Consider the following 18,265-nt stretch of genomic DNA (forward strand, 5'->3'; position numbering starts at 1 on the left):
CGCGGCCGGGGGACGTCCCCCGGCCGCGGGCCCTTCCGTTCCGTCAGGCGGTCTCCTCCTCCGGACGCGCGTGCATGGGCAGCAGGAAGGTCGCGAGGAACGTCAGGCCGAGCAGCCCGACCTCCACCCACAGCGTGATCTTCATGGCGTCGCTGAAGCCGACCTTGGCCGAGTGCTCGCCGGCGTCCGCGACGGCCTGCTGGACGGCCCCCGCCGACTGGGGCGCGGCGGCGACGGCGGCCGCGACGTCGTCGTTCAGCCCGCGGCAGGACGCGGGGACGGCGGCGGCGTCCTTGGCGGTGGCGCGGTCGCGGCCGCAGTCGCGCAGGCCGGCCGCGATGCGGTCCTGCCGCGCGGCGGGCACGGACGCGGCGGCGAGGTCGCGGCGCAGCGCGGCCGCGCCGTCGTCGGCGGCGGCCGCCACGTGCCCGCCGAGCAGCCCGAAGAAGACCGTGCCGAGGACGGCGGCGCCGAGCGCGCTGCCGAGCTGCTGGACGGCGGTGAGCGTGCCGCCCGCCGAACCGGTCTCCTCGGGCTCGACGCCCGCGAGGACGGTGTCGAAGAACGGCCCCATCAGCAGGCCCATGCCGACGCCGGTCACGGTCAGGGCGGGGACGAGCTGCCAGGGGGTGACGTCGACGCCGGCGTACTGGAGCGTGGCGAAGAGGCCGGCGATGCCGGCGGCCATGATGACGGCGCCCGCGTGGATCACCTTGCGGCCGAAGCGCTGCACGGCCTGCATGACGCCGAACCCGATGATGATGCCGACCGACCAGGGGATCTGCGCGAGGCCCGCCTTCAGCGGCGAGTAGCCGAGGCCGAGCTGGAAGAACAGCGCCAGCACCAGGCCGAGGCCGGCGACGCCGGAGAAGAACACCAGGCCGACGACGAGCCCGCCGGTGAAGCCGCGCTTGCGGAACAGGCTCGGCACGATCAGCGGGTCGCCGCCGGCGCGCTGCTTGCGGGTCTCGTACCAGGTGAACACGCCCCACACGGCGAGGGACGCGGCCATCATCAGGAACGTCCAGAGGGGCCAGTCGTGCTCGCGGCCCTGGACGAGCGGGTAGATCAGCAGGCCGGCGCCGAGGGACGCCAGCGCGGCGCCGGTGAGGTCGAGGCGGGACGCGTGCTCGGCGCGCCCGGCGGGCAGGAACTTGAGCCCGGCCAGCACGGCGGCGACGCCGAGCGGCAGGTTGATCAGGAAGATCATCCGCCAGCCGGTGCCGAAGAGGTCGGCGTCGATCAGCCAGCCGGCCAGCACCGGGCCGCCGACCGACGACAGGCCCATCACCGGCCCGAACATGGCGAACGCGGCGCCCATCTCCTTCGCCGAGAACATCTGCTTGATCATCCCGATGCCCTGCGGCAGCATCAGCGCGCCGAACAGGCCCTGCATGGCGCGGGAGCCGACCAGCATGCCGGGGGAGACGGCCACGCCGCACAGCAGCGAGCCGAGCGTGAATCCGGCCGCGCCGACGAGGAACATCCGCCTGCGGCCGTAGAGGTCGCCGAGGCGGCCGCCGGTGATGAGCCCGATGGCCATGGCCAGCGTGTATCCGGCGGCGAGCCACTGGATGGTGGCGGCCGATCCGCCCAGCTCGGCCCGGATCGTGGGGGCCGCGATGTTGGTGATCAGCGCGTCCAGCATGTCCATGGTCTCGCCGGCGAGGATCACGAGCAGGGCGACCCAGCGCCAGCGGTAGCCCGCCTCCGCGGTGCCCCGCCCCGGGGACGTCAACGTCTCGGTCATGGTGGCCTCCGATGGTTGGAACATCGTTCGTAATTACGAACAACGTTCTACGACCGAACGCTGTTCGTGTCAAGTACGATGTTCGTGTCCGGTCGAACTTCTCTCGCCAGTAGAGAAGATATATCGCGTTTCGCGCATGTCAAGATGTATCGCGAGATTGGGAGGTGCCGCCGTGCCCACCGCACGCCCGGAACCGGAGCTGCCGACGCCGCCCGGCCGCCGGCCCCGCAAGGCCGCACCGCCGAAGCAGCCGCTGACCCAGGAGGCCGTCGTCGAGACGGCGATCCGCGTCCTGGACGCGGAGGGGCTGGAGGCCGTCACCATGCGCCGCGTCGCCCAGGAGCTGGGCACCGGCCCCGCGTCCCTCTACGCCCACGTCTCGGGCAAGGACGAGCTGCGCGAGCTGATGCTCGACCGGGTCGCGGCCGAGATCAGGCTCCCCGTCCCCGACCCCGGGCGGTGGCAGGAGCAGCTGAAGGACCTGGCGCGCGAGATCCGCCGCGTCTACGTCTCGCACCGCGACATCGCGACCGTGTCGATGGGGTCCGTCCCCACCGGCCCGCACCTGCTGGACGTCGCCGAGGCGCAGCTCGCGCTCATGCGGGTCGGCGGCGTGCCGAAGAAGATCGCCGGCATGGCCGTCGACACGCTCGGCGCGTTCCTCGACGCCGATGCCATCGAGGGGACGGTCTACTACGCGAAGACGCCCGCCGGCGAGGACCCGCACGCCTACTTCGAGGAGTACTTCGGGCAGTTCAGGAAGTACTTCGCCGCCCTGCCGCGCGACCGCTACCCGGTCATCACCGGGATGGTGGAGGAGCTCACGGACGCCGACGACGACGGGCGGTTCGAGTTCGGGCTCGACGTCATCGTCCGGGGCATCGCCTCCTACGTCGAGGAGCCGCCCTCCACCTGACGGTTGAGGCGAGCGTGCCTGGTCAGGAGAAGGCGCGCTCGAACGCGGTGCGGCTGGGCGCGCCCTCGGCGGTGTCCCACACGGCGAAGGCGACGTGCTCGAACCGTCCGGCGAACTCCCCGCCCGGACGCAGCGGCTCGGCGAACGCCTCCGCGACCTCCGCCGGGTCGTTGCGGAACACGCCGCAGCCCCACGCGCCCAGCACCAGCCGGCCGTGCCCGTTGGCCAGCGCCACGGCGAGGACCTTGCGCGCGCGCCGCCGCAGCACGGCCGGGATGCGCCCGGCCTTGGCCGGGTCCCGGACGGCGCCTCGGTTCGGGGCCGGGGACGTCAGGAACGCGACGCCGTACGGCTCGTCCAGCAGCCGCCCGTCGTCGTCGCGGAACACCGGCACGCCGGGCGAGTAGATCATGTGGTCGCTGTAGAGGAGGTCGCCCTGGGTGCGGTGGAAGTCGTAGAACTCCCTGGCCGACAGCAGCGACGTGTAGAGGCCCGACGAGCGCGCGAGCCCCTCCTCCTGGGCGTGCGCCCCGTTGAGGAACCCTCCGCCCGGGTTCTTCGCGGAAGCGAAGTTGAGCGCGAACGGGGCCGTCCCGTCGCGGGACAGCCGGCGGGCGGCGGCGAGCGTCGTCTCGCCGGTCACCTCGACGCGCGTGTCGGCGGCCTCCGCGGGCAGGCGCTTCAGGAGGGCGTCCAGCTCGTCCGGCCGGTACAGGACGGTGTTCTCGACGGCGCGCGCGAGGTCGCCGGCGATCGAGACGGTGCGGCCGGAAGGCGCCGTGTAGCCGCCGCGTTCGAGGACGGCCACGGTCTCCTGGGCGGTCGTCCGGCGGGGGAGTCTGCTCATGTCGCCTCGGATTCTGCTGCCCCCGCGAACCCGTCCGCAAACCCTTTTAAGATCATTTCTGGCATGCTGGCGCGACATGCGGTCCAAACGATCAAGAAACGGAACCCGTCCCGGCGCCCTGCCCGACCTGGATCGCGAGTTCGAGCGGGCGCGGCGGGCGCGGATACGCGGCATGATCGCGGGGGTCGTCGCGCTCGTCCTGGTGGTCGGGCTCGGCGGCGCGCTGGCCTGGTCCGTCCGGCCGGGCGCGGAGCCGTCGCGCGGCACGTCCGCCGCCGGGCGCCCCGGTCAGGGGGGCGACGCCAGGGTGGAGGAGGAGCCGTCCGATCCGCCGCTGGTCAGGCCGAAGCGCACCCCGTACATCCCGGCCAAGGGGTCGGGGAAGTTCCACCGGCCCGCGTCCAGCGGCAAGGTGCGCGGCCGCGGCAAGCTCATGCGCTACATGATCGAAGTGGAGGGCGGCCTCAAGCAGAGCCCCGAGGCGTTCGCCGAGAGCGTCGACGACATCCTCGCGGACCCGCGCGGCTGGACGGCCGGCGGCACGTGGGCGTTCAAGCGCGTCGACTCGGGCTCGTACGACTTCGTGGTGCGGCTGGCCTCGCCCGGCACCGTCGACAAGATCTGCGGCGCCTACGGGATGACGACCGAGGGCAAGGTGAACTGCGCCGCCGGCAAGCAGGTCGTCGTCAACCTCAAGCGCTGGCTGCTGCTCACCACCTACTACAAGGGCCAGCCTGAGCACTACCACGCGCTGACGATCAACCACGAGGTCGGCCACCGCCTCGGGTTCGGGCACATGACGTGCTCCGGGCGCGGACGTCCCGCGCCCGTCATGCAGCAGCAGATCTTCGGCCTCAAGGGCTGCCGCGCCAACGGCTGGCCGTACGACGCGAAGGGCCGGTTCATCAAGGGGCCGTCCGTCCGCTGAGCCCGCGCACCGGGACCCGGGGCCGGAAAAGGGTGTGGGCATTTCGGTGGGGTCCGCCACACTTGGGGCGTGCTGCTGACGATCACGACGACCCTGGACCAGGCGACCGACCTCGGATTCCTCCTGCACAAGCATCCGGACCGGGTGCAGCGGTTCGAGCAGTCCTTCGGCACGGCGCACGTCTTCTACCCCGACGCCGGCGAGCGGCGCTGCACGGCGGCGCTGCTGCTGGACGTCGACCCGGTCAAGCTCGTGCGCACGCGCGGCAGAGGCACGCCGGACTTCTCCCTCGGCCAGTACGTCAACGACCGGCCCTACGCGGCGTCCTCGCTGCTGGCGTCGGCGATGGCGAACGTCTTCCGTACCGCCATGCGCGGACGGTGCGATCCGCGTCCCGAGCTGGCGGAGTCGTCGATCCCGCTGGAAATCGTCCTGCCGGCCCTTCCGTGCAGGGGCGGGCCAGGGCAGGCCGAACGATTCTTCGCGCCGCTGGGCTGGGACGTGTCGGCGGTGCCGGTTCCGCTCGATCCGGAGTTCGCCGACTGGGGCGACTCCCGGTACGTGACGCTCACGCTGACCGGGACACTGCGGCTCGCCGACGCCCTCAACCAGCTGTACGTGCTGCTGCCCGTCCTGGACGACGCCAAGCACTACTGGCTGGCGCCGGACGAGGTCGACAAGCTCATCCGGGCCGGGGAGGGCTGGCTCGCCGCGCACCCCGACCGCGGCGCCATCACGCGCCGCTACCTCGCCAACCGGCGCGGGCTCGTCCGCACCGCGCTGGGCCGCCTCGCCGACGCCGAGGACGCGCCGGAAGAGGAACTCGACCCCGTGCAGGTCGAGGAGGAGCCCGCGTCCACCGAGGACGAGCCGCAGGAGGAGAAGGCCGTCTCGCTCGCGGAACACCGCCTCCGGTCGGTCGTGCAGGCGCTGCGCGACGAGAACGCCCGGCGCGTCATCGACCTTGGCTGCGGCTCGGGGAAACTGCTCTCGCTGCTCGCCAAGGACGACTTCTTCAGCGAGATCTCCGGGACGGACGTCTCCCACCGCGCGCTGAGCCATGCCTGGCGCCGGCTGCGCTGGGACGACCGGCCGCGCCGTGAGGGCGACCGCGTCCGGGACGTCTTCCAGGGCGCGCTCACCTACGCGGACGAACGGTTCCGCGGCTACGAGGCGGCGGTGCTGATGGAGGTCATCGAGCACGTCGACCCGCCCCGCCTCGGCGCGGTCGAGCGGGTGGTGTTCGGGCACGCCGCGCCCCGCGTGGTCGTCGTGACGACCCCGAACGCCGAGCACAACGTCCGCTACGACGGGCTCGCGCCGGGCGCGATGCGCCACTCCGACCACCGTTTCGAATGGACGCGGGCCGAGTTCCGCGCCTGGGCGGACCGGGTCGCCGCCGCGCACGGCTACCGCGTCCGCCACGTGCCCGTCGGCGACGACGACCCCGAGGTCGGCGCGCCCACCCAGATGGGGGTCTTCACCCGATGACAGAGATCAAGGTCCCCGAAGCGGGACTCGTCGTGCTGGTCGGCGTGACCGGATCGGGCAAGTCCTGCTTCGCCCGCAAGCACTTCACGCCGACGCAGGTCGTCTCGTCCGACTTCTGCCGCGGGCTCGTGTCGGACGACGAGAACGACCAGTCCGCGTCCGGCGACGCGTTCGACCTGCTCCACTTCATCGTGGCCACGCGGCTGCGGCGCGGGCTGCTGACCGTCGTGGACGCGACGAACGTGCAGACGAAGGCGTGGCAGGCGCTGCTGCGCATCGCCAAGGACCACGACGTCCTGTCCGTCGCGATCGTCCTGGACGTCCCCGAGAGCCTCGCCGCCGAGCGGAACGCCGCCCGGCCCGACCGGAACCTGCCGCCGCACGTGATCCCGCGCCAGCGGCGCGAGCTGCGGCGCGGGATGCGGGAGCTGACCCGCGCGTTCCGCCGCCACCACGTGCTGACCGGCGCCGCGGAGATCGACGCCGCGACGGTCGCCCGCGAGAAGGCGTGGAACGACAAGCGCGAGCTGACCGGCCCGTTCGACGCCATCGGCGACGTGCACGGGTGCCGCGCGGAGCTGGAGGACCTGCTCACCGGCCTCGGCTACGAGATCGAGCGCGATGCGCGGGGGCGTGCCGTGGGGGCGAACCATCCAGGCGGGCGCACCGCCGTGTTCGTCGGCGACCTCGTCGACCGCGGCCCCGACACACCGGGCGTTCTGCGTCTGGTGATGGGCATGGTCGCCGCGGGGGACGCGCTGTGCGTTTCGGGCAACCACGAGGCGAAACTCGTGCGTGCTCTGCGCGGCCGCAAGGTGCGGGTGACGCACGGCCTTGAGGTCTCCCTGGAGCAGTTCGCCGCCGAGGACGACGACTTCCGCAAAAGCGCACTGGAGTTCATGGACGGCCTCATCAGCCACTACGTCCTGGACGGCGGACGGCTGGTCGTGGCCCACGCCGGGCTCAAGGAGGAGTACCAGGGACGCTCGTCCGGACGGGTCCGCTCGTTCGCGCTCTATGGCGACACGACGGGGGAGACCGACGAGTACGGGCTTCCCGTCCGGTACCCGTGGGCGCGCGACTACCGGGGCAAGGCCATGGTCGTCTACGGGCACACCCCCGTCCCGGAGGCGGAATGGGTCAACAACACCATCTGCCTGGACACCGGCGCTGTTTTCGGCGGGAAGCTGACGGCGCTGCGCTATCCGGAGCGTGAGCTGACGTCGATTCCGGCCCGGCAGGTCTGGTACGAGCCGACGCGTCCGCTGGAGAACACTCCCGCGGCCTCCGCTGCGGGTGGCCATCGGGAGAACGACGTCCTCAACATTGGGGACGTGCTAGGCAACCAGGGGGTCGAGACCCGCCTCATGGGCCGCGTCTCCGTCCGCGAGGAGAACGCGATGGCCGCGCTGGAGGTGATGAGCCGGTTCGCCGTGGACCCGCGCTGGCTCGTCTACCTGCCGCCCACCATGGCCCCTGCCGACACCTCGCCGCTGCCCGGATACCTGGAGCACCCGGCCGAGGCCCTCGCCGCCTACCGGAACAAGGGGATCACCCGTGCCATCTGCGAGGAGAAGCACATGGGGTCCCGCGCCGTGGCCGTCGTCTGCCGCGACGCCGCCGTCGCCGCGGAGCGCTTCGGCGTGACCGACGGGACGGCCGGCGCCGTCTACACGCGCACCGGACGCGCGTTCTTCCGCGACCCGTCCCGCACGGCCGAGGTCCTGGACCGGCTCCGCGCCGCCGCCGGCGCGGCCGGGCTCTGGGACGAGCTGGACACCGGATGGCTCGTGCTCGACGGCGAGCTGCTGCCGTGGTCGGCCAAGGCCATGGACCTCATCCGCACGCAGTACGCCGCGACCGGGGCGGCGGCGCGCGCCGCCCTGCCGATGGCGTCCGACGTCCTCGCCCGCGCGGCCGCGCGCGGTCTCGACCTCGGCGGACTCCGCGAGCACATCGACCGGCGCGCCGCCAACGCGTCCCGCTTCCGCGACGCGTACGCGCGCTACTGCTGGACGGTCGACGGGCTGACCGGGCTGCGGTTCGCCCCGTTCCAGATCCTCGCCGGAGAAGGCCGCTCCTGGGCGGACGCGCGCGGCCACGAATGGCACATGGCCGTGGCGGAGCGGCTCGCGGAGAGCGACGCGAGCGGGCTCGTCCAGCGGACGGAGTCGGTGATCGCCGACCTGGGGGCGCCGCGGTCGGAGGCCGCCGTCACCGAATGGTGGGAGAAGCTCACCTCGGCGGGCGGCGAGGGCATGGTCGTCAAGCCGCTGGGCCCGTTCCCGGACGGCGCGAAGATCCAGCCCGGCGTGAAGTGCCGCGGCCCGGAGTACCTGCGGATCATCTACGGCCCCGACTACCCGGAGCCGGCGAACCTCGACCGGCTGCGCCGCAGGTCCCTCGGCCGGAAGCGGTCGCTGGCGATGCGCGAGCACGCGCTCGGCGCCGAGGCGCTCGCCCGGCTCGCCGCCGGGGAGCCGCTGTGGCGCGTGCACCAGGCGGTCTTCGCCGTGCTGGCGCTGGAGTCCGAGCCCGTCGACCCGCGCCTGTGACCCGCGCCTGTGACCGGCGTCGGCCCGCGCCCGTGACCCGCGTCCGGGACGTGCGCGCCTGACCCGCGCCCGGACGACCGAACGGCCCGCCTCCTGCCGGGGGCGGGCCGTATCGGTGCAGGTCAGGTCGAGAAGAGCATGTTGAAGACGCTGCCGTGGTGCTGGCGGCGGTGGCCGTGGTGATGGTGGTGCACCGACGGCGAGGGCGCGCCCCAGCCGGGTGCCGCGGCGGGCGGGGGCGCGGCCCGGTACTGCGCCTCCATCTGGGCCAGGGCCTCGAGCTCACCGTAGTCGAGGAAGATGCCCCGGCAGCTGTCACATTGCTCGATGTGGACGCCGCTGCGGGTGTAGGTCCGCATCACGCCACGACACTTAGGGCAGTGCATCGCCTTGTCGTCCTTCCGGTATGGATCCCCAGGTAGAGGCTAAATGTAGGGCAGGTTTCGCGCCACGTCATGCCGCGTCCCCCGCCGCGGATATTCTCACGCAGGCGTCGATCACCGCCTGCTCCGGCCCGTCGAGTGCCCGATCATCCCTTCCTGCCGATATGACGCACGTGGCGGCTATCTGGATCGCAAGACTTCGTGCCGGTATGTCCAGGGTCGTCCAAGGGTCGCCCTGGGCGGGAACGGCCGGGCCCCCTGCCGCCGTGTAGGCGCCAAGGAACCGCCCCCAGTCGTCCGGGGGGAGGACCCCTGCGGAGTACAGCGCGGCAGGGCGGGCGAGGTCCCAGGCGGGGTCGCCCTTGCCCATGTCCTCGATGTCGATGAGTCGCCAGTGCCCGTCCCGGGCGCGGACCATCTGGCCCAAGTGCCAGTCCCCGTGGATGAGGCGTACCGTTCGCGCGGGGGGCTCGTCCTCCTCGCCGCGTATCCAGGCGGGAAGAGTGGCGAACGCGCGCCTCACGGCGTCCTCGGCGGGGCCCTCGCCCAGCCGGGAGACGAGCCGCGCCACACGCGTCGGACGCCCCCAGGACGGTGCTCCCGCCGGAACGCTCTCCAGGTGCAGAGCCGCTAGGAGCCGCGCCCCCTCTTCCCAGGGGAGTTCTTGGGCCGGGTCGACCGGTTCACCGAACGGTGCGATCGTGACCGTCCTGCCGTCCACGGTGAGCGGCGGGCCCTGCGGCGCTATGACGACTTCCGGAAGCGTGCCCGCCAGCCGAATCCGTTCGAGGAACGGGGGTCCGTGCTCACGGTCGGCTTGATGCGCCTTCACCACCACGTCACCGACCCGTACGACCAGCACACCGTGCCGGTCGTAGAGCGTCTCCGGGGACACCTCGGCGCGGGCCGGACCGCGTCCGATCTCAACGAGCCGGGCGAAGAGCCCGGACTGGGCGGTCTCGGTCTGCACCCGCCTAGTCAACCACTCTGGGCCGAGCCCATCCGTCTGGGCGGAGACTCCGTGAACTCATCGCGCAGCCGCTGCCGGGTGACCTTGCCTAGCAGGTTCCGGGGCAACTCCGTGCGCGGACGGAACTCCGCCGGCACCTTGTAGTGCGACAGGTACCGCTTGCAATGCGTCCGCAGCTCCTCGGCCGAGAAGGGGTAGGCGGGGTGTTCCACCACGTGGGCGACGACGCGCTCCCCGCGCCGCGCGTCCGGCACGCCGACCACGGCGCAGTCGTGGACGGCGGGATGGCGGCGCAGCACCTTCTCCACCTCGGTCGGGAACACGGTGAAGCCGTTCACCTTCATCATGTCCCGCATGCGCTCCAGGATGGTGATGAAACCGTCCTCGTCCATGACGGCGATGTCACCCGTACGCAGCCACCCCTTCGACAGGGTCTGCGCTGTGGCGAGCGGCGCGTTCCAGTATCCGGCGAAGACCTGCGGCCCGCGCACGACCAGCTCCCCGGCCTCGCCCGGCGGCAGCACCCGCGTCGGCTCGTCCTCGTCGACGACGACCGCGTCGGTCATGGGCAGAGGCAGCCCGACCGTCAGGTTCCGGGCGGTGCCGTCCAGCGGGTTCCCGGTGACGGCCGGGGACGCCTCCGTGAGCCCGTAGCAGTTGATGAGGCCCTTCGCGCCGAGCCGCTCCAGCCGGTCGATCGTGCCCTGCGCCAGGCCCATCGCGCCGGAGATGAAGATGCGCGGCGACCGCAGGTCGGACGGCTGGAACCGGGGGCTGTCCAGCACCTGCTCGTACAGCGTCGGCACGCCGGGGAAGATCGTCGGCCGGTACTTGCGGATCGCGCTCACCACCCGGTCGCCGTCGTAGCGGGGCAGGAGCACCACCGCCCCCGCCGTCATCGCCGGCGCGATCAGGCAGCTCATGAGGCCGAACGAGTGGAACAGCGGCAGGACCGCCAGCGTCACGTCCGCTCCCGGCCGCTGCCCGCCGACGTCCCACGCGTGCTGCTGGCACGCGTTCGCGACGAGGTTCCGGTGCGTCAGCATCGCGCCCTTGGGGCGCCCCTCCGTCCCGCCGGTGTAGAGGATCACCGCCAGGTGCCGCGCCGGCTCGACGGGCAGCTGCCGCACCGGCCGCCGCACCGGCCGCTGCAGTTCCCCGAACGGGACGACGCCCGGATCGTGCGGCACGTCCGCGGTGATGGCCGCGCGGCGCCGCTGCATCTGCACCAGCGGCAGCCGCAGCGCGAACCGCCTCGGCGCGGGCAGGAAGTCGAGCAGGGACGTCACGACGATGTGGTCCAGCTTCAGCCGGGACCGCACCGCCCGCACGGTCGCGAAGGACCGATCCAGCACCACCGCCACCCGCGCACCGCAGTCCGCGAGCTGGCGGAGCATCTCCTCCTCGGTGTAGAGCGGGTTGTGCTGGACGGCGATGGCCCCCCGGCGCAGCACCCCGTAGAACGCGATGACGTGCTGCGGGCAGTTCGGCAGGATCAGCGCCACCCGGTCGCCCGGCTGCACCCCGAGCCGGTGCAGCCCGTCGGCGAACCGGTCCACCGCCTCGCGCAGGTCGCGGTAGGAGGTCCGCCGGCCGAAGAAGATCAGCGCGGGCTTGCGCGGGTAGCGGTCCGCGGCATCGTCGAGAAGCCGTGTGACGGGGACGTCCGGGATCGTGACATCGCCGGGGACACCGGCCGGGTACCGCCGTCGCCAGGGCATGGAGCGCAGTGACGAGTGCCACATAGCGCCTGATTCAACCATTTCTCGAACGCCCGCGCCGCCCCTTCAAGATCTCCAAGATCCCGTGGAACCCTCCGGCGGGCCCAGGCGCGCCGCACCGTGACGGTCAGATGCGTCCGGTGCCCCGGCAGACGTTGCATCGCTCATGGGTGGCGGTGCTGGTCCCGGTCCCGTTGCAGCCGGGGCACGACCGCGTCGCCGGCTTGTTGTGCTTGCCCACGTCCACCACCTCCCCGGCGTTCATCCTAAGGGTTCGGCCCGCCGGGCACCGTCCCCGTCCATCTGTTCGACGGCGGGCCGCGGAAGGTTCACCGGACCCGCCTCGCGTGCCCGGATTGTCGTGTTGATCACGTGCCGGGGGCCGGTGCCCGCAGGGGCGGGACGCTTGTACCCTGTCCTTCACGAGCGCCGACCTCCCGACGTGGCGCAACGAGCAAGGAGAACGCGCGGGTTGGTGCCCCTGCCGCTGTCCACCGTGATCCGGCCCTACGACTGGGGGTCGAGAACCGCGTTGCCGGAGCTGCTCGGCGCCGAGCCGACCGGCCGTCCGCAGGCGGAGCTGTGGGCGGGCGCGCATCCGGCGGCCCCCTCCTCGGTGGACGGGACGCCGCTCGACGCCCTCATCGCACGCGATCCGGCCGGGATGCTCGGCGCGCCCTCGATGGCCCGTTTCGGCCCCACGCTCCCGTACCTGCTCAAAGTGCTCGCCGTCGAGAAACCGCTGTCTCTCCAGGTGCATCCCACCGCCGCGCAGGCCGCGGCGGGCTTCGCCGAGGAAGAGGCGCGCGGCGTCCCGATCGACGACCGCACCCGCACCTACAAGGACCCTTTCCACAAGCCGGAGATGGTCTGCGCGCTCACCGACTTCCACGGCCTCTGCGGTTTCCGCGACCCCCGGCGGACGGCCGTCCTCCTCGAAGACCTGGCCGTCCCCGAACTGCGCCGCTGGATCGCCGCCCTCCGCGACGGGCCGCCCGCCGAAGCGCTCCGCGGCGTCCTCACCCAGATGCTGGACGAGAGCTCCCGTCCCGTCCTGGCCGCGGTCGAACCCGCCTTGACCGGCGTCTACGCCGGTATCGCCCGCGCCTATCCCGGCGATCTCGGAATCCTCGCCGCGCTCCTGCTCAACCACGTGCGGCTCAAGCCCGGCGAAGCCCTCTTCCTCGGCGCCGGAGTCCCCCACTCGTATCTGGGCGGCCTCGCGATCGAGGTCATGGCGAACTCCGACAACGTCCTGCGCTGCGGCCTCACCGGAAAGCACATGGACGTCCCCGAACTCATGCGCGTGGTCGAGTTCGCCCCTTCCGCCCCGGCCCGCGTCGAACCTGCGGGCAACTGGTACCGGTCGGACGCCGCGGAGTTCGCCCTCGTCCGCCACGACCTCGGCGACGAGCCCGAAGAACTGCCCACCGGCGTCCCGCAGACGCTCCTCTGCCTGGAGGGCGAGGCCCGGCTCGACCCGACCCTGACGCTCGCCCGGGGCGAAGCCGCCTTCATCCCCGCCGGCGCGCCCGCGACCCGCCTCGCCGGAAAGGGCACGCTCTACCGGGTCCTCCCGGGGATCGGCTCATGACCGTCCTCGCCGTCGACATCGGCGGCACCAAGTTCGCCGTCGCCCGCGTCGACGCGTCCGGGACGCTCCTCGACCGCGCCGAGCACCCCGTCGGGCAGTCGCCCACCGCCACCCTCCGCGGCCTCGTCGCCGACTTCGCCGAGCCCGGCGTCACCGGCGTCGGGATCGGCTCGGCGGGCCCGATCGACACGGCCGCCGGCACGGTCAGCCCGATCAACATCCCCCGCTGGCGCGGCTACCCGCTCGTCGCCGCCGTCCAGCGCCTCGTCCCCGGCGTCCCCGTCTCCCTCGCGGGCGACGCGCAGTGCATGGCGCTCGGCGAATGGTGGCGCGGCGGCCACCCGGCCGCGTCCCTGCTCGGCATCGTCGTGTCCACCGGCGTCGGCGGCGGCCTCATCATCGACGGCCGCCCCTGGACGGGACGGACCGGCAACGCCGGCCACATCGGCCACGTCCTCGTCGACCACGACGGCGACCCCTGCGTCTGCGGCGCCCGCGGCTGCCTGGAGACGATCGCCGGCGGCCCCAGCATGGTCCGCTGGGCGCTCGCCCAGGGCTGGACCCTCGCGACCGGGCGCCCCGACGCCAAGGCCCTCGCCGCCGCGGCCCGCGACGGCGCCCGCATCCCGCTCGCCGCCTTCCATCGCGCCGCCGACGCCCTCGCCACCGCGGTCCTCAGCACCGCCGCCGTCCTGGACGTCCGCGACGTCGTCATCGGCGGCGGCGTCGCCGCCTCCGGCGACCTCCTCCTCGACCCGCTCCGCAAGGCCATCGCCGAACGCGCCGGCATGCCCCACCTCCACGACCTGCGCATCACCGCCACCACCCTCGACCGCGACGCCGGCCTCTACGGCGCCGCCGCCCTGGCCCTCCTCGCGTCCGAAACCCCCCTCGAACAGACCCCCTGAACAGCCGGCGGAACGGCCTTTACGTGAACCCCTGCCTCACGTAAAGGCCATTCCTTCACAGCCGGCTATTTGAACGAGGTGTACCGGCCGTAGGGCGCGGTCAGCATGAAACTCTGGTGCTTCCCGGTCTTGCAGTTGCTCCACGTGTAGTACGTGTAGCCGTAGATCCGGCGCATCTGGAAACCGCGGGTGACGACCAGCGTCGTACGCGGCGGCACCGAGGTCTCGTCGCTCTGCGTCGAGGTGATGCTCTCCGACTTCTCGAGACCGCCGCTGACCTTGACGTTCACCTCGGCGAAGATCCAGGCCTTGAACGACGCGGAGGCCTCGACGTTGACGTTCCACTTCGTGGTCGCCTGCTTGCTGAGGGTGTAGGTGCGCTTCACCGGCCGCTTCGACTTGTTGATCAGGACGTCCCGCTCGCCCGTCGACTTGCGGTAGGTCTCCTTGCGCTGCACCTTGACGGCCCGGCCGGGGTCGCACTGCGGGCTCGCGGCCTGGACCTCCTTCCTGGCCGACACCTGCCCGGCGCTGCCGGAGTGGCCAGGCCCCGACACGGCCAGCGCGACCGCCGGAACGGCGATCAGAGCCGCGGCCCCGGTGCTGATGGCGGTGATACGAGCCGGCTTCGTCAACGGAATCTGCATGAATTCTCCCTGCGTCGATACGCGGTTTCGATCGATTGGCAAGAGCATATGAATCCACGAAGAAAGCCCCCAGGGCCCTAGGACCCCACTCCCCATTAACGGGGACCCCAATAACACTCGACACAGCAGCGGGCACCCCCCCGGATAAGACCTCCTCATGCGGGCGCACGGATCGATCTTGTGGCGCGGCAGGTGGGGTAGTGGGCCTCGTTCCTTCTGAGTGTCGGGAGCCACCTCACCTACGCGGACTTGAAGATCTGGTTCATGGGCATGGACACGAACGTGTGCCGCAGTTCGCGGGGGGCCACCTGGCGGAGTCCAGGTCCGCCGCCTTAAGCAGCTTGCCGAACCGGTGGCGGACGTGTTGGCGTAGGGGCGCGTCCATCCTCGTGGCAGAAGACGAGATCGTTGTCTCGGTACGCCTCGCCGGCCTTGAGCTTCTCGGCCGCCTGCCTGCTCTTGTTGGTGGGGAGTGCGTCCACACCCATGTCGGCGATGGTGGGACCACGTCGGCTGAGCGCGGTCCTGTCTCGCCCGGTGCCGGTCGGCGTGTAGGACGTAGACGGTTGCCTTGTCGAGATCGACGTCAAAGATCGGCATCCTGGCCCACGCCGGACTGTTCCTCGCCGAGGAAATGGGTACCACGCGCGCGTACGCGGAGAGGGCTCGTGACGGCCATTACCGGGCTCTGCGGGACGTGGAAGGCGTTGGGATCCGGCTGCAGGGCACCGCGCGCTACAACTCGATCTACGGCGCCGATGACGGTCTTCTGATCAACCCGCATGCCTACGGCATCGTGACCGGGCCACACGCTCCGACTCGGTGCCTCGCCCACCTGCGTGGGCGCCGGCTAAGGGACGAGGTCGACGCCGGTCGGCAGGGGCAGAAACCCGCGGGAGTCATGGGCCGCGAGAAGACAAAGAGCAGTCACAGGCTTGAGTTGGCCGCGCCTGTGCCGCCTGACGGGTTCCAGCTCGGATGTTCTTCCAATATTTCTTCTCCTAGCGAATGACAATGAACCCTTCTTGGCCATAAATAGACTCATAGTGAATTTCAAATTTCAGGTCCACGGTAATTAGATCCCAAAACCATGAATGTTGTTGTCGATCAAAACCATCCATGCGCAAAAGATATATTTCTTGGTTGGATGCTATGACCGTGTGCTCGGGAATAAGTGTTACATACTTGGGTCGTTCAATTCCAAATTTCTCATTCCTATCCAAAAGATGTGCGTAGGCCTGCTGTGTCCACGGGCCAATACTTGTCCCTTTGTAAGTCACTACGCTATTAGCTATAAAAGCTGGACCGAGGCCATGATTAACCAATATAATCCCAGCTTCAGAATTTTCGATGCCATCACGGTGTCGAATTCGAAGAATTGGCTGTACTGATCGACGATTGTGATCACGAATCGCGCGCGCCTGCTTGAAGGCTACAAAAAATGATCCCAGTGCGATTATCACGGCACAAACGGCGATTATGAAATTAGGGCTCATCTAATCCCCCGCTCAACCCTCGATTTACATTGGGTCCATAGATTATGTCTGATCGAAAGGCTGTTGACCAGCTTTGGGGACCACTCGAGGGGACCACACGCCATGCACGCACCCACCCAGCACAGATCAACAAACTGCGAACACATCTTCGGATCATGATCTGACCTGGGAAAGCCGCTCTCTACCGTCCTGGGAGTCAAGGGGTGCTGACGGCATGCAGAAGCGCCAGCCACGGTCCGAGATGAGTCACTCGGCTCACGCGGGGGCGGGTTGCTCCGCATGGTTGATGAGCTGCTTCATCTTGCGGCGGTCGATGCCGTACTTCTCGGCAAGGTAGCGCTGAGAAACCGGACGGCCAGGGTCCTGCAAGGGTGAACCTGTAAGCGTCCAACACCGCCTGCTCCGGTGCCTGCTCGACTTCGGCGCGAGGTTGTACCGACTCTGTGCGTTCCGTGTCCTGGACGGGGTCACCACCCGCGGCGGGCGCGTAAGTGTCATCGGAAGCTTGAAGCGCCCCACGAGGACGAGAGCCGACCATGCGCTGACTACCGTGCCAATCACGCCATGGGATGCGCCGTGCGCCACGTTGGCGCCTACCGTCGCCACGATGCCTACGGCGAGGCTCCACTTCGCCAACGGGGGTGCGGGTTGCTGTCTGCGGCTTGCGTCCAGGATCACCATGGACGCTGCCCAGATGAGGCCGTCTACCGTGAATGGGACGAGGCGCGCCGTGGGGCCGGACTCGCCGTGGGAGTGCACGAGTTCGTAGGCGTGCCGGTACGAGATGACGGCCGCCACGGCGGCTACCGCCACCACGGCGAGCGCGGTTGTGATCCGGATGAGGCGGTCAGCCACGGCTAAGCTCCCTCCGCCACTCGATCACGCACGGGTCGTCCTCGCCGTGGGTGGCGAGGCGTTCGGCGAGCATCAGGGCCGTGATCGCCGCGTTGCGGTCGAGCGGACGCGGCCAGGTGGTGACGTGCCATCCGCAGTCGCTACGGGTGCCGGTGGCGAGGACCTCGCCGTTTGCCGTGGCGGTCATCGTGGTTTCGGTGATTTCGAGGGCCATGGGGTGGCCTCCTCCCTGCTGGGAGGGAGGGAGGCAGGGGAGCCAGTCTCGGGAGCCAACGCAGGTCGGGTTAAGCCGACGCTGATCGACTGTGCCGGACGGTCCCCCTGGACTCCTTCCCTAGTTTTCGCAGGTGAGCGGCTCTCTGGACGACCCCCTGAGACTGGGCCGGACGAGGTCCGGATAAGACCTCCTCATTGGTTCCTTAACGCGGGCATAAGGAGGGGGTCGGTGGGGGGATGTGGTGCGAGGTTCGTGGCGTGGCACTGCGAATGGGCAAAGACACCGGTTCGTTCGTCCCCGGGATGCCGGGGCGGCGGATGCGCCCCGCGGTGGTCGCTCGGGCCTTCCGGGCGCTGCCGTCCGCGCACCGCGAGATCCTCACCGAGACGGTCTTCCGGGACCGGTCGGTCAATGAGGCCGCCGCCTCGCTGGGGGTGCCGGTGGACGTGGTCAAGGTCCGCGTCTACCACGCGCTCCGGGCGCTGAGCGCGGCCCTGGAGGGTCCGCGGCCCAGCGTGTGACCGGGCCCGGCGCCGGCGAGCGCGCGGATTAAATGGGTTGCCGGGGTGGGAAGCGTCGCGGCACCATAGGCGTCATACGGAGCGGGACCGGGAGGAGCGGGAAGATGCGTCGCCATCGAATGCATAGCAGTCGCCTTTACGGTCTCGGGTGTCGCCGGGGGACGTGAGAAACACGTTCCTATGTGGGCCGCCTGAGATTTCGGGCGGTCTTTTTGTTTCCCGGAGGGTTGGCCGAGTGGGAAGGCAGCGGCCCGCTAAGCCGTGGTCAGGGTCACCCCTGCGCGAGTTCGAATCTCGCACCCTCCGCGCCAGGTCAGGATGCCGGTGTCATGTCCCGCCGCAGGCATCCGGGCACGCAGGGCTTCCTGCCTCTGGCACGCAAGAGCGGTATGTCTTCGTGGCGCAGTGGAGAGCGCGCCGGGTTGCGGACCCGGAGGACGCAGGTTCGATTCCTGCCGGAGACGCG

Annotated in this window: 17 protein-coding genes and 2 tRNA genes; 10 read left to right on the forward strand and 9 right to left on the reverse strand. The window is 70.7% G+C overall.

The features are described 5' to 3' along the window. Nucleotides 1-43: 43 nt before the first annotated feature. Nucleotides 44-1,750, reverse strand: a complete 1,707-nt coding sequence (locus tag ACA511_RS22100) for an MFS transporter (RefSeq protein ID WP_375026416.1) — start codon at nucleotides 1,748-1,750, stop codon at nucleotides 44-46. Nucleotides 1,751-1,922: 172 nt separating this feature from the next. Here ACA511_RS22100 and ACA511_RS22105 point away from each other — a divergent pair, with 172 nt between their 5' ends. Next, nucleotides 1,923-2,666: a TetR/AcrR family transcriptional regulator C-terminal domain-containing protein gene (locus ACA511_RS22105; RefSeq protein WP_375026418.1), complete on the forward strand. Its 744-nt coding sequence runs from the start codon at nucleotides 1,923-1,925 to the stop codon at nucleotides 2,664-2,666. Between the two features lie 22 nt (nucleotides 2,667-2,688). Here the strand turns inward: ACA511_RS22105 and ACA511_RS22110 are convergent, their stop codons facing one another. Further along, nucleotides 2,689-3,513 (reverse strand): TIGR02452 family protein, encoded by an 825-nt coding sequence (locus ACA511_RS22110; protein ID WP_375026419.1) that lies wholly within the window; start codon nucleotides 3,511-3,513, stop codon nucleotides 2,689-2,691. Nucleotides 3,514-3,589: 76 nt separating this feature from the next. Here ACA511_RS22110 and ACA511_RS22115 point away from each other — a divergent pair, with 76 nt between their 5' ends. The 3 genes from ACA511_RS22115 to ACA511_RS22125 all read left to right on the forward strand — a co-directional run bounded on the left by ACA511_RS22115 (nucleotide 3,590) and on the right by ACA511_RS22125 (nucleotide 8,487). Then, nucleotides 3,590-4,441, forward strand: a complete 852-nt coding sequence (locus tag ACA511_RS22115; RefSeq protein WP_375026420.1) for a DUF3152 domain-containing protein — start codon at nucleotides 3,590-3,592, stop codon at nucleotides 4,439-4,441. Nucleotides 4,442-4,510: 69 nt separating this feature from the next. After that, nucleotides 4,511-5,932 carry a 3' terminal RNA ribose 2'-O-methyltransferase Hen1 gene (locus ACA511_RS22120; RefSeq protein WP_375026421.1) on the forward strand — a complete coding sequence of 474 codons (1,422 nt, stop codon included), beginning with the start codon at nucleotides 4,511-4,513 and terminating at the stop codon, nucleotides 5,930-5,932. Continuing rightward, entirely contained in the window at nucleotides 5,929-8,487 is a 2,559-nt protein-coding gene (locus tag ACA511_RS22125; protein WP_375026423.1) for a polynucleotide kinase-phosphatase, read from the forward strand. The genes ACA511_RS22120 and ACA511_RS22125 overlap by 4 nt, the downstream gene beginning before the upstream one ends. A gap of 122 nt (nucleotides 8,488-8,609) precedes the next feature. On the opposite strand, the gene ACA511_RS22130 is transcribed toward ACA511_RS22125, so the two are convergent. The 3 genes from ACA511_RS22130 to ACA511_RS22140 all read right to left on the reverse strand — a co-directional run bounded on the left by ACA511_RS22130 (nucleotide 8,610) and on the right by ACA511_RS22140 (nucleotide 11,561). Beyond that, nucleotides 8,610-8,873, reverse strand: coding sequence for a zf-TFIIB domain-containing protein (locus ACA511_RS22130; RefSeq protein ID WP_375026425.1), 264 nt, complete (start codon nucleotides 8,871-8,873; stop codon nucleotides 8,610-8,612). Between the two features lie 67 nt (nucleotides 8,874-8,940). Further along, complete coding sequence (locus tag ACA511_RS22135) at nucleotides 8,941-9,840, reverse strand: phosphotransferase family protein (RefSeq protein WP_375026427.1); 900 nt, start codon at nucleotides 9,838-9,840, stop codon at nucleotides 8,941-8,943. 8 nt (nucleotides 9,841-9,848) lie between these two features. Next, entirely contained in the window at nucleotides 9,849-11,561 is a 1,713-nt protein-coding gene (locus ACA511_RS22140) for an AMP-binding protein (RefSeq protein WP_375026428.1), read from the reverse strand. A 475-nt stretch (nucleotides 11,562-12,036) separates the two neighbouring features. Between ACA511_RS22140 and manA the strand changes: the two genes are divergently transcribed. Both manA and ACA511_RS22150 read left to right on the forward strand, forming a co-directional pair. Beyond that, a complete protein-coding gene (gene manA / locus ACA511_RS22145; protein ID WP_375026429.1) occupies nucleotides 12,037-13,155 on the forward strand; it encodes a mannose-6-phosphate isomerase, class I in 1,119 nt (372 codons plus the stop codon). Next, a complete protein-coding gene (locus tag ACA511_RS22150) occupies nucleotides 13,152-14,063 on the forward strand; it encodes an ROK family protein (protein ID WP_375026431.1) in 912 nt (303 codons plus the stop codon). The genes manA and ACA511_RS22150 overlap by 4 nt, the downstream gene beginning before the upstream one ends. Before the next feature lie 65 nt (nucleotides 14,064-14,128). Here ACA511_RS22150 and ACA511_RS22155 read toward each other — a convergent pair whose 3' ends face one another. After that, complete coding sequence (locus ACA511_RS22155; protein ID WP_375026433.1) at nucleotides 14,129-14,710, reverse strand: hypothetical protein; 582 nt, start codon at nucleotides 14,708-14,710, stop codon at nucleotides 14,129-14,131. 571 nt (nucleotides 14,711-15,281) lie between these two features. On the opposite strand from ACA511_RS22155, the gene ACA511_RS22160 reads away from it, so the two are divergent. Further along, complete coding sequence (locus ACA511_RS22160) at nucleotides 15,282-15,722, forward strand: hypothetical protein (RefSeq protein WP_375026435.1); 441 nt, start codon at nucleotides 15,282-15,284, stop codon at nucleotides 15,720-15,722. Here the strand turns inward: ACA511_RS22160 and ACA511_RS22165 are convergent. The 3 genes from ACA511_RS22165 to ACA511_RS22175 all read right to left on the reverse strand — a co-directional run bounded on the left by ACA511_RS22165 (nucleotide 15,712) and on the right by ACA511_RS22175 (nucleotide 17,275). Then, the gene (locus ACA511_RS22165) at nucleotides 15,712-16,206 is read right to left on the reverse strand and encodes a hypothetical protein (RefSeq protein ID WP_375026437.1); all 495 of its coding nucleotides are present in this window, start codon (nucleotides 16,204-16,206) and stop codon (nucleotides 15,712-15,714) included. The genes ACA511_RS22160 and ACA511_RS22165 overlap by 11 nt on opposite strands. A 255-nt stretch (nucleotides 16,207-16,461) precedes the next feature. Then, a complete protein-coding gene (locus ACA511_RS22170; RefSeq protein WP_375026438.1) occupies nucleotides 16,462-17,061 on the reverse strand; it encodes a DUF2637 domain-containing protein in 600 nt (199 codons plus the stop codon). Continuing rightward, nucleotides 17,054-17,275: a hypothetical protein gene (locus ACA511_RS22175; protein ID WP_375026439.1), complete on the reverse strand. Its 222-nt coding sequence runs from the start codon at nucleotides 17,273-17,275 to the stop codon at nucleotides 17,054-17,056. Before ACA511_RS22175 ends, ACA511_RS22170 begins: the two co-directional genes overlap by 8 nt. Before the next feature lie 260 nt (nucleotides 17,276-17,535). On the opposite strand from ACA511_RS22175, the gene ACA511_RS22180 reads away from it, so the two are divergent. From ACA511_RS22180 to ACA511_RS22190, 3 genes are all read left to right on the forward strand, one after another. Further along, nucleotides 17,536-17,799 carry a sigma factor-like helix-turn-helix DNA-binding protein gene (locus ACA511_RS22180; RefSeq protein ID WP_375026441.1) on the forward strand — a complete coding sequence of 88 codons (264 nt, stop codon included), beginning with the start codon at nucleotides 17,536-17,538 and terminating at the stop codon, nucleotides 17,797-17,799. Nucleotides 17,800-18,020: 221 nt separating this feature from the next. After that, a tRNA-Ser gene (locus ACA511_RS22185) sits at nucleotides 18,021-18,105 on the forward strand. Nucleotides 18,106-18,190: 85 nt separating this feature from the next. Beyond that, nucleotides 18,191-18,263: transfer RNA gene (locus ACA511_RS22190), tRNA-Arg, on the forward strand. Nucleotides 18,264-18,265: the final 2 nt, after the last annotated feature.

The organism is Actinomadura sp. GTD37 (genome assembly GCF_041951365.1).
Lineage (GTDB): Bacteria > Actinomycetota > Actinomycetes > Streptosporangiales > Streptosporangiaceae > Spirillospora.